Here is a 9,675-nt window from a genome sequence, read left to right on the forward strand (position 1 = left end):
AGGATCTGGAAGTGGTGCAGGCCGTCATCGGTCTGGCGCACAACTTCCGGCGGCAGGTCGTGGCCGAAGGGGTGGAGACCGACCTGCACGGGGCAGTGCTGCTGTCGCTGGGTTGCGACGAAGGACAGGGCTACGGGATCGCGCGCCCGATGCCGGCGCAGGACTGGCCGGGCTGGCATGCGCGCTGGCGCATGCCCGCTCTGTGGCGTGAGGCGCTGGCTTCGGTGCGGCAGGGGGAGGACGTGGCGGCGCTGATCGAGCGGCTGCGTACCCGGCAGGAGTTGCTGGCGCGCAATGCGTAAGCGGCCCGCGCTCAGGCCGGGGCTAGGCGCAGCGCCTGCGCAGCCGCGGCGATGGCGCGCTCGCGGGCGTGAGCAATGGCGGCGCCGATGCGTGGCCCCAGGTCGCGCGCGTTGGGGCGCTCGCGCTGCACCTGCGCGGCCACGGCCGCGGTGTCCACCGCCAGTGCGGCCTGCAGCGCGGCTCGCAAGCGTGCCGCCTGCGGATACGGCCGCTCGGTGTGGTGCAGCCGTCCCCGCGCGTCACACTCGCAAGCCAGCAACACCTGCTCGAAGCGCTGCGGTCGGCGCAGCGCGTCGCAGCGCTGCAGCAGCCGCAAGGTGGCGGCAGGCGACAGCCCCTCGCTGCGGTGGATATGCCCGTGTTCGCGCGCCACCACCTCGGCCAGCTCGCGGCAATCGGTGGGTACACGCCAGCGCTCCCCCACCGACCGGGCCAGCCGCGCGCTGCGCTCCTCGTGACCGAGGTGGCGCGGCAGGATGTCGGGCGGCGTCGTGCCTTTGCCCAGATCGTGGCACAGGCAGGCATAGCGCACTGCCAGCGGCGCCCGCAGGCGTGCGGCCATGTCCAGCACCATCTCCAGATGTACGCCGGTGTCCACCTCGGGGTGGTAGTCGGCCCGCTGCGGTACCCCCCACAGGCGGTCGACTTCGGGCAGCAGCACGCGCAGCGCCCCGCACGCGCGCAGCACCTGCAGCATGCGCGACGGGCGCGGCTCCATCAGCCCGCGCGCCAGTTCCTGCCACACCCGCTCTGGCACCAGATGCTCCACCTCGCCGTGCGCCACCATGTCGCGCATCAGGGCCATCGTCTCGGGCGCCACGGTGAAGTCGGGCCAGCGCGCCGCAAAGCGCGCCATGCGCAAAATGCGCACCGGATCCTCGGCAAAAGCCGGTGTGACGTGCCGCAGCACCCGGTCGCGCAGGTCGCGCCGCCCGCCGTAGGGATCCACCAGGCGCGGATCCTGCGGGTCAAAGCGCCCCGCCGCATCCAGCGCCGCAGCCGGCAGCGCCATGGCGTTGATGGTGAGGTCCCGTCGCGCCAGGTCCTGCTCCAGCGTCACGTCGGGCGCCGCGCGGAAGGCAAAGCCGTGGTAGCCGCGCGCGGTTTTGCGTTCGGTGCGCGCCAGCGCGTATTCCTCGCGCGTGGTGGGGTGCAGAAACACGGGAAAGTCGCGCCCCACCGGCTGGAAGCCCGCCGCCACCATCGCCTCGGGCGTGGCACCCACCACCACCCAGTCGCGGTCGGCGTGCGCCGAGCCGTCGGGCCGCTGGTGCGCTAGATGGAAGTGCCCTAGCAGCCCGTCGCGCACCGCGCCGCCGACGAGGTAGATCTCCATGCCGGACTGCCGTGTGGGCTCAGGCGTATTTCTCGAGGATGCGCGTGGAGCGCTCGACCTCGCGCAGCGTCTCGTCGTCGGAGACCGCCACCGACTCCATGACCGAGCACGCCATCATGCGGAAAAACGCCTTGTCCATGGCCTTGCGCGCGGCCGACATCTGTTGCGCGACATCTTCGCACGGGCGCCCGGCCTCGACCATCTCGATGAGTGCCCGCACCTGGCCCTCGATGCGCTTGAGGCGGTTGACGACGTCGCGCTGGTGCTCGCTGCGGTAGCGCGAGGGCGCGTGGGCTTCGCCCTCGTTCGGGCAGGATGTGCGGGAAGCCGAAGTGTCATGCATGGCGAACCCCGGAGGTGGGTCAAAACCTGCAGTGTGCCAAAAAAACCGGGCCGCTGCTGCGGCGTTGGCAACGCCGGCTGAGTGTCGAGTCGCGGGGCTGGATTTGCCATCGCGCCGCGATGGCCCTACAAGAGGGTGACCGCGTGCAGCTGGGTTTGCGGTAGGTCTTCCCGGTGCGCCATTGTCCCGTCGCGAGGCCGGCGTGTCGGGCGCTCCCCCGCTCGTGATTTCAATACACCCTACCCCCTAGGGTAAATGCGGATGTCCGAGCGCGGTGCGATGCGCTACTCTGGGTGCACCTTGATTTTTATCAAGCCCCACCGGGACAACGAGGAGTGGAAACGATATGGGTGTGACGATGCAACACTGGCGGCGCGGAGCCGCCGTGGTCGCGGTGGCCGCCGCAGCCGTACTGTCGAGCGGCTGCGGCACCGTGGCCACCATCGGCAAGCTGGAGGACGGCGCTGGCGCCGAGGCCATGAAGATGTGGGACCGCTGGGTCGAGGGCGGCGGCGACATTGCCGTGGCCACCACCTGGGAGCGCAAGGTCAAGCCTGGCCTGACGGTGGCCGAGGTCGAGGAAATCCTGCGCAACGTGATGGTCGAGCACAACATGCGCGACGTTGGCACGCTGCCGCTGTCCAAGGAGCTGGAGGCCCGCTCCGGCAAAAAAGAGCCGGTACTGACGATCTACCAGTTCTGCAGCCCCAACATCGCGCGCCGCATGGCCGACTTCAGCCCGCACATGGCGGCCTACATGCCGTGCCGGGTGGCGCTGGTGGAGCGGCCCGACGGGCTGTGGCTGTACACGCTGAACATGGACATGATGGTCAAGATGGGTCGCAAGCTGCCCTCGCCGTTGAAGGAGGAGGCCTGGAGCGTGCGACAGGCCGTCTGGGACATGATGGAGCGCGCCTCGAAGGGCGAATTCTGAGCGTTTCGGGCGGCGGCCCGCCGGGCCCGCCGCCGCCTCGCCGGCGCACCACGCACAAGCGCGCCGCCCACCCACCCCCAACCAACGGAGGAGACATCCTATGCAACCGCACATCACCCGGCGCCGGCGAAGCGCCCCCGCCAGGCTGGCCATGGCGCTGCTGGCCGCGGGTCTGGCCCCCGCCGCCTGGGCCACCAACGGCTACTTTCCGCACGGCTTTGGTCTGAAGGCCAAGGGTATGGGCGGCGCATCCATCGCGCTGGCCCAGGACGGGTTTGCCGGCGTCAACAACCCCGCGGCGGCGATGTTTTCGGGCAGCCGCATGGACATCGGGGCGGAGATCTTTCGTCCGTACCGGGATGCGCAGTTCGTCGGGCAGACGCCCGTCGTCGACAGCGGCCGCACCGCGTTTTTGATTCCCGAATTCGGCTACAGCGCCAAGCTGTCGGAGCGCATGGCGGTGGGCCTGACGGTGTACGGCAACGGCGGCATGAACACCTCCTATGCGCCGTTTCCCAATGGGGTCAACCTGCTCGGCGGGCAGGGCAAGCTGGGTGTGGACCTGATGCAGGTGATCGTCGCGCCCACGCTGGCGTGGCAGGTGGCCGACGGGCACGCGTTGGGGGTGTCGCCGCTGCTCGTGCTGCAACGCTTCGAAGCCTACGGCCTGCAGGCGTTTGCCCCCCAGTCGTCCGACCCGGCCAATCTCACCAACCGCGGCAAGGACAGCAGCACCGGCGTCGGCGTGCGGCTGGGCTACTTCGGCCAGCTGGGCGACCGCGTCACGGTAGGAGCCGCGTACTCGCCCAAGATCCGCATGAGCCGCTTCGACAAGTACCGCGGCTTGTTCGCCCAAGCCGGTGACTTCGACATCCCAGCCAACTATGGTGTGGGGGTGGCGTTGCGCGTCACGCCACAGGTGACCGTGGCGCTCGATGTCACCCGCATTCGCTGTGGCGACGTGGCATCGATCGCCAACGGCAGCCTGTCGCAGGTGATGGCTGGGCAGCCGTTGGGTGTCGCCGCCGGGCCGGGCTTCGGCTGGAAGGACATCAGCGTGGTCAAACTGGGTGTGCAGTGGCAGCTGGATGAGCGCTGGACGCTGCGCGCCGGCTACAACCGCGGCGACAACCCGATCGGCGCGCAGGATGCCATGTTCAACATCCTGGCCCCTGGCGTGGTCCGCCAGCACATTATGTTCGGCGCCACCTATGCGCCCGATGCGCACACCGAATGGACGTTTGCGCTGTGGCACGGCAAGCGTGAAAACGTGGTTGGACCCAGTGTGGACTTCTCGAGCATGGCGATGAATCCAACCGGCACACGCATCGGCATGCACCAAAACGGCTTTGGCGTGCAATACAGCCGCAAATTCTGACGATTCTTCGTGCGCTGGGGTGAGCGCTTAGTCGCCAGCCGGAAGGTTTCCGGCTGGCGGTTTTTTTGTGGCGGTCGGCCCCCGGCCGCAACGACCGCCCTTGCGGCGCGCGGGCGCAAAAACCGGGCAAAGGTCGGCGCAGCCCCGCCGTCGGGCCTACCCAAGCGCTCCACGGACGGCGCTAACGCGGCGGCGTCACGCACGGGCCCCATCGGTGACCGCGCAGGTCCTGAACGGGCCGGGGCTATTCTTCAGCGGCGCAGATGGGCCGTGCGGCGCAAGCGGATCAGCGGGTCAGCCGGGCCGTCGGTATCCAGATAGCGCGCCGCGACCGGCTCGACAGCGCTGGGCTGCAGGCCCAGATCGACCAGGGTGGGCAGGGTGCCGCTGGCTACGTTGTCCACCTCCATCGAGCGCAGATTGTCAGTCGTCAGCAGCGGCTCGCCGGGCAGCCACTCCATCAGCAGCGCCTGAAAATACCCCAGCGCGCGCGGCAACCCGATCACCGGGCGCGGATGGCCGCTCAGGCGCCCGGCCAGGCGCACCAGTTCGCGCAGCGTCCAGACCTCGGGCCCCACGGCCTCGAAGGTCTGGCCGATGGTGTCGCGGCGCTGCAGGCACGTCACGATCGCGCGCGCCACGTCGCCCACCCACACCGGCTGAAAGCGTGCATCCGCCCCCGCCAGGGGTACCACTGGCAGGCTGGCTTGCAGGCGCGCAAACAGGTTCAAAAAACGGTCCTCGACCCCAAAGATGACGCTGGGGCGTAGCACGGTCAGCGCCAGAGCGGCGTCGGTGAGCAGGCGCAGCACCGTCTCGCCTTCGCCTTTGGAGCGCAGGTAGCGCGAAGGACCAGTGGGATCGGCGCCCAGGGCACTGACATGCACCAGGCGCGTCACACCCGCTGCCAGCATCGCCTGGCCCAGCCGCTGAGGCAGATCGACGTGCACCTGTCGAAAGCGGTCTTCGTTGCCATGCAGCACGGCGATCAGGTTGACCACCGCGTCGTGTCCAGGCAACAGGCGCTCCAGGACGCGGTCATCGTGCACATCGGCCACCCGCACGTCCACCATCGGCAGCATCTGGATGGCCTTGGCGTGTTCCGCGTGGCGGGTGGGCACGGTGACGCGCACCCCGGCGCGGGTGAGTTGTTCGCACAGATGGCGGCCGACGAAGCCGGTGCCGCCCAGTACCAGCACGTGTTTCATACGAACCTCGCTTGCATGCCGCGTGGACGGTGGGGCCGCCGCACCACGCTCAGGGCAGATCGGTGATGGGGGCGCGGGCCGTGGACAGCCGCGGCCCGATCGGGGCGAGGCGCTCGCTCAGGCGCTGGGGCTGGCCGCTGAGCACGGCTGCGTAGAGTGTGGTGTTGGACAGCACGCGCTTGACGTAGTCACGCGTTTCCTCGAACGGGATGTTCTCGATCCACACCGCCGCTTCCAGCACCGGCCCCTGGCGCCACTGTCGCGCACGCCCCGGGCCTGCATTGTAGGCCGCGGCGGCCAGGGCCATCGACCCCTCGAAGTCGTCGAGCGCCAGCTTCAGGTAGGCCGTCCCCAGCTGGACGTTGATCTCGGGGTCGGTGACGCGCGCCGGTTCGAAGTCGTTCAGCCCCAGTTTGCGCGCCGTCCAGCGCGCCGTCGCCGGCATCAGCTGCATCAAGCCCGCAGCGCCCACGTGCGAGCGCGCATCGGTGACGAAGCGGCTTTCTTGCCGGACCAGGCCGTACACATAGGCGGGGTCGAGTCCGACGGCGCGTGCCCGCGGCACCACCAGCTCGCGCCACGGCAGCGGGTAGCGCTGGGCGATATCCACCAGCTCGCGTGTGCGCGCGCTGGTGTTGATACACCGATCCCACACGGCGCGCTCGCAGGCCCATTCGGCCGCAGCCAGCAGCGCGCGGTCGGGCAGACCTCCGGGAGTGTGCAGGGCGATTTCGTAATGCCATTCGCGCACGCCCTCGCTGCGCAGTCCGAGTTCGATGGCCAGCAACGCGCGCTGCAACCCCGCGTTGGCACGCACCGCGGCGCGCTCAGCCGCCGTGGGCGGCGGCGGCGCGGCAGGCAGCGTCACGGCACGTCCCAATGCGTCGGCTGCGAGCTGTTCATAAAAACCTTCCGGGCCAGCGATACGCTCGAACACAGCGCGCGCCTGCTCGGCGTCAGCTGGACGCCCGCTGGCCAGCAGGGCCCGTGCCTGCCAGTAGCTCCAGGTGGTCTCGGCCTGTTTGGCGGGGCTCAGCAGCGCGATGGCGCGCTGCACGTCGGCCCAGTCGCCGGCGCGCAGCGCCGCGCGCACGTGCCACTCGCGCCAGTCGTCGGGCAAGGCCACCGCGCCTGCACGCTGAAAGTACGCCAGCGCCCGCTCCGACAGGCGCTGGGCGGCGCGCTTGCCAATCGCCCCCCATACCCAACCCATTTCCTCGGGGGTCAGCTGGGCGCGCCAGCGCGGGTGGGCCGCCTCGGTGGCGGCGGCCTCGGGGTCCTGCGCGGCCAGCCGGATCAGCGCCAGGGTGACGATTTCCTTGGTGCGGGGGCGCACCGCGGTCACCTTGTCGTCCAGATAGCCCTGCGGTTGCTGCAGCGCGCGCTCGGCCAGCGCGCCCCAGGCCGGATCGAGCAGCTCCACTGCCTGGCGGGCGACGGCGGTGCGTCCGGCCTCGGCGGCGATGCGCGCGCGCTGCCAAGCCACCTCGGCGGGCAGCGCCCCGGCGGCGAGCAGGCGCCGCGCGGCGACCGCGCACGCTTGCCCGGCCTGGCGCTGCGCCAGCCAGTCGGCGCGCACGCCCGCGGCCACCTCGTGGGGGGTGGCCAGGCCACGCTCCAGCCGCGCCAGCGCCACCCAGCAGCGCACCTCGGGGTCGTCGGCCATGCGAAACGCCTGCGCCTCGGCCAGCAGCGTCGGCCAGTCGCCGCGCTGGCCCAACAGCAGCAGCCAGTCGTTGCGCAGCCGGTCTTCCCAGTAGGTGCCGGCCCAGCGCATTAGAAAGGCGCGCACCTCGTCCGCGCTGGCGACGTCCAGCCGCGCGCGCAGCGCCCAGTACGCGGCCAAAGGCTCCAGCGCATGCCCCTGCACTTGCGGCAGCAGCCGCGCGAGTCGAGCGGCGTCCCCGCGCTGGAACGCCGCGCGCATCTCGAGCAGCGTGCGGACCGCGGCGTCGTCGCGCCCCGCCAAGGTCTGTGCGGCACCATCGGTGCGCGGAGGCGCCGCCCCCTGCGCCAGCGCCGCACCCGCTGTGCCCACGGCCAGCGCCAAGGCCGCAGCGGCGCGCCAGCCCCGGCGCAGTAAGATGCGTGCCACGCGCCCCGGCCATGCGCTGCCCAGCGGGCGGTCAGCCGGTCGGGTGGGATGAGGCAACCGTCCTTGCATGAGGGCCATTATGGACAAGATCGACCCGCCGTGCCAGCCGGAAGCGGACGACGCCGCCGTGCGCAAGCGTGCGTGGCGTGAGCGCCTGATCGCCGAGCGGCAGCGCTTGCCCGACCGGCTGGCGCGCGCCGAGGCGCTGCAGCGCGTCATGCGGGTGTGGATGGTGCAGCGCGACGACCGCGTCGTCGGTGCCTACTGGCCGATCAAGGGCGAGTTCGACCCGCTGCCGGCCCTGCACCGCTGGCAGGAGGCCGCCGATGTCGACGACGCGCAGCGCGCCCGCCAGCGGCGCTGCATCGCACTGCCGGTGATCGACCGGGTGGCCCGCACGCTGCGCTTTCACGTCTGGTACCCGGGCTGTCCGATGGAGGAGGATGCCTACGGCATTCCAAAGCCCAAGGACACCGAGGTGGTGCAGCCGACGCTGCTGTTTGTGCCCTGCGTGGGCTATGGTCCGGGCGGCTACCGGCTGGGCTATGGCGGCGGCTTCTACGACCGCACGCTGGCGACGCTACAGCCTAGGCCGTTCACCGTTGGGCTGGCGTATGCCAGCGCGTTCGTGCCGTGGCTGCAGCCCGAGCCACACGACGTGCCGCTGGACGCCGTCTTGACCGAGCAGGGCGTGGCGTGGCCGGTGGACGGTGAGTGATCACGGGTGCGGTGTGCCGGTGCGCAACGCGCGTTGGGCATGCAGCCGCTCGTGGCGGATCAGGTACAGACCCGCGCCGATCACCACCGCGGAGCCCAGCAGCGTCGGCGCATCGGGCCACACGCCCCAGATCGCGATGTCCAGCCCCACGCCCCACGCCAGCGCCGTGTACTCAAACGGCGCCACCACGGCGGCCTGCCCGTGGCGGAACGCTTCGGTGATGGCCAGCTGGGCGGCAAAGCCCGTCACCGCCAGCGCCACCAGCGCGCCCAGGTGCTCGCGCGCCAGCGGCTGCCACTGGGGCAGCGCCAGCGCGCCCGCGCCCAGGGCCAGCGCCACCATCGACCACCACACCAGGCTCTCCGGCGCGTCCGTGCGGCAGGCCAACCGGCCCAGCACGGCCGAGGCGGCATAGCACACCGCTGCCAGCAGCACGGCCAGCCCGGCCCAGCCCAGAAACGCGCCGGGTGCGGGCCGCAACGCGATCACCACGCCCACCAGGCCAGCGGCAATGGCGGCCCAGTGCGAGCGCCGCACGCGCTCGCCCAGCACCGGAATGGCCAGCAGCGTGATCAGCAGCGGCGCGATGAAAAACAGCGTGTAGGCATTGGCCAGCGGCAGCGACGACACGCCGTGGGCAAACGCGGTCAGCATCACCACCGCCAGCACGCCGCGCACGGCGTGCAGCGGCCAGCGCACCCGCCACACGCGCGGCCAGGCACGCCGCCAGCTCAAATACCCCACCACCAGCGGCAGTGCCACCAGGCCGCGCAGCGCCGCCACCTGCGCGGGCGGGTAGTGCGCGGACAAGTGCTTGAGCACCGTGTCCATCAGCGCAAACAGCGCCACCGCCGCCAGCATGGCGGCGATGCTGCGCAGGTTGCCGGTGTCGGCCCGGGACACACGCCACGACAAAAGCATGGTGCGAGTATCCCACGCGGCCGCCACCCTCACATATTGCGGCGGTACTGGCCGCCCACCTCGAACAGCGCCTGCGTGATCTGCCCCAGCGAGCAGCAGCGCACCGCGTCCATCAACACCTCAAAGACGTTGCGGTTGTCGATGACGGCATCCTTGAGGCGCTGCAGCATCGCGGGTGCCTCGTGCGCGTGGCGGGCGTGGAAGTCGGCTAGGCGCTTCAATTGCGACTGCTTTTCCTCCTCGGTCGAGCGCGCCAGCTCCAGCGATTCGGGGATCGGGTCGCCGTGCGGGTTGCGGAAGGTGTTGACCCCGATGATGGGCAGTTCGCCGCTGTGCTTGAGCATTTCGTAGTGCAGGCTCTCCTCTTGGATCTGGCCGCGCTGGTAGCCGGTCTCCATCGCGCCCAGCACGCCGCCGCGCTCGGCAATGCGCTCGAACT

The 9,675-nt window shown here is 70.7% G+C and carries 10 protein-coding genes; 4 read left to right on the forward strand and 6 right to left on the reverse strand.

What is annotated here, in order from left to right; genetic code table 11:
- Positions 1–302: EAL domain-containing protein (locus V7Z54_RS08585; protein WP_334135855.1), on the forward strand; the 302-nt coding region annotated here is incomplete at its 5' end.
- An 11-nt stretch (positions 303–313) separates the two neighbouring features.
- Here V7Z54_RS08585 and V7Z54_RS08590 read toward each other — a convergent pair.
- Both V7Z54_RS08590 and V7Z54_RS08595 read right to left on the reverse strand, forming a co-directional pair.
- A complete protein-coding gene (locus V7Z54_RS08590; RefSeq protein WP_334135856.1) occupies positions 314–1,639 on the reverse strand; it encodes a multifunctional CCA addition/repair protein in 1,326 nt (441 codons plus the stop codon).
- A 19-nt stretch (positions 1,640–1,658) separates the two neighbouring features.
- Positions 1,659–1,982, reverse strand: coding sequence for a metal-sensitive transcriptional regulator (locus V7Z54_RS08595; RefSeq protein WP_334135857.1), 324 nt, complete (start codon positions 1,980–1,982; stop codon positions 1,659–1,661).
- A gap of 358 nt (positions 1,983–2,340) precedes the next feature.
- Here V7Z54_RS08595 and V7Z54_RS08600 point away from each other — a divergent pair, with 358 nt between their 5' ends.
- Both V7Z54_RS08600 and V7Z54_RS08605 read left to right on the forward strand, forming a co-directional pair.
- Positions 2,341–2,916, forward strand: a complete 576-nt coding sequence (locus V7Z54_RS08600) for a DUF302 domain-containing protein (protein ID WP_334135867.1) — start codon at positions 2,341–2,343, stop codon at positions 2,914–2,916.
- A 100-nt stretch (positions 2,917–3,016) separates the two neighbouring features.
- Complete coding sequence (locus tag V7Z54_RS08605; protein ID WP_334135859.1) at positions 3,017–4,294, forward strand: OmpP1/FadL family transporter; 1,278 nt, start codon at positions 3,017–3,019, stop codon at positions 4,292–4,294.
- A gap of 251 nt (positions 4,295–4,545) precedes the next feature.
- Here the strand turns inward: V7Z54_RS08605 and V7Z54_RS08610 are convergent, their stop codons facing one another.
- Together V7Z54_RS08610 and V7Z54_RS08615 are read right to left on the reverse strand one after the other, a co-directional pair.
- On the reverse strand, positions 4,546–5,502 hold the full coding sequence (locus V7Z54_RS08610; protein WP_334135861.1) for a complex I NDUFA9 subunit family protein: 957 nt from the start codon (positions 5,500–5,502) through the stop codon (positions 4,546–4,548).
- A gap of 49 nt (positions 5,503–5,551) precedes the next feature.
- Entirely contained in the window at positions 5,552–7,666 is a 2,115-nt protein-coding gene (locus tag V7Z54_RS08615) for a lytic transglycosylase domain-containing protein (RefSeq protein WP_334135863.1), read from the reverse strand.
- Positions 7,667–7,724: 58 nt separating this feature from the next.
- Here V7Z54_RS08615 and V7Z54_RS08620 point away from each other — a divergent pair, with 58 nt between their 5' ends.
- Positions 7,725–8,315, forward strand: a complete 591-nt coding sequence (locus V7Z54_RS08620) for a 5-formyltetrahydrofolate cyclo-ligase (protein ID WP_443082461.1) — start codon at positions 7,725–7,727, stop codon at positions 8,313–8,315.
- On the opposite strand, the gene V7Z54_RS08625 is transcribed toward V7Z54_RS08620, so the two are convergent.
- Both V7Z54_RS08625 and V7Z54_RS08630 read right to left on the reverse strand, forming a co-directional pair.
- Positions 8,316–9,236, reverse strand: coding sequence for a DMT family transporter (locus V7Z54_RS08625; RefSeq protein WP_334135865.1), 921 nt, complete (start codon positions 9,234–9,236; stop codon positions 8,316–8,318). It abuts the gene before it with no gap.
- A 29-nt stretch (positions 9,237–9,265) separates the two neighbouring features.
- The coding region (locus tag V7Z54_RS08630; RefSeq protein WP_334135866.1) for a methylmalonyl-CoA mutase family protein at positions 9,266–9,675 on the reverse strand (410 nt) is incomplete at its 5' end.

Origin of the sequence: Tepidimonas sp. (assembly GCF_036824975.1) — a bacterium.
GTDB lineage: Bacteria > Pseudomonadota > Gammaproteobacteria > Burkholderiales > Burkholderiaceae_C > Tepidimonas.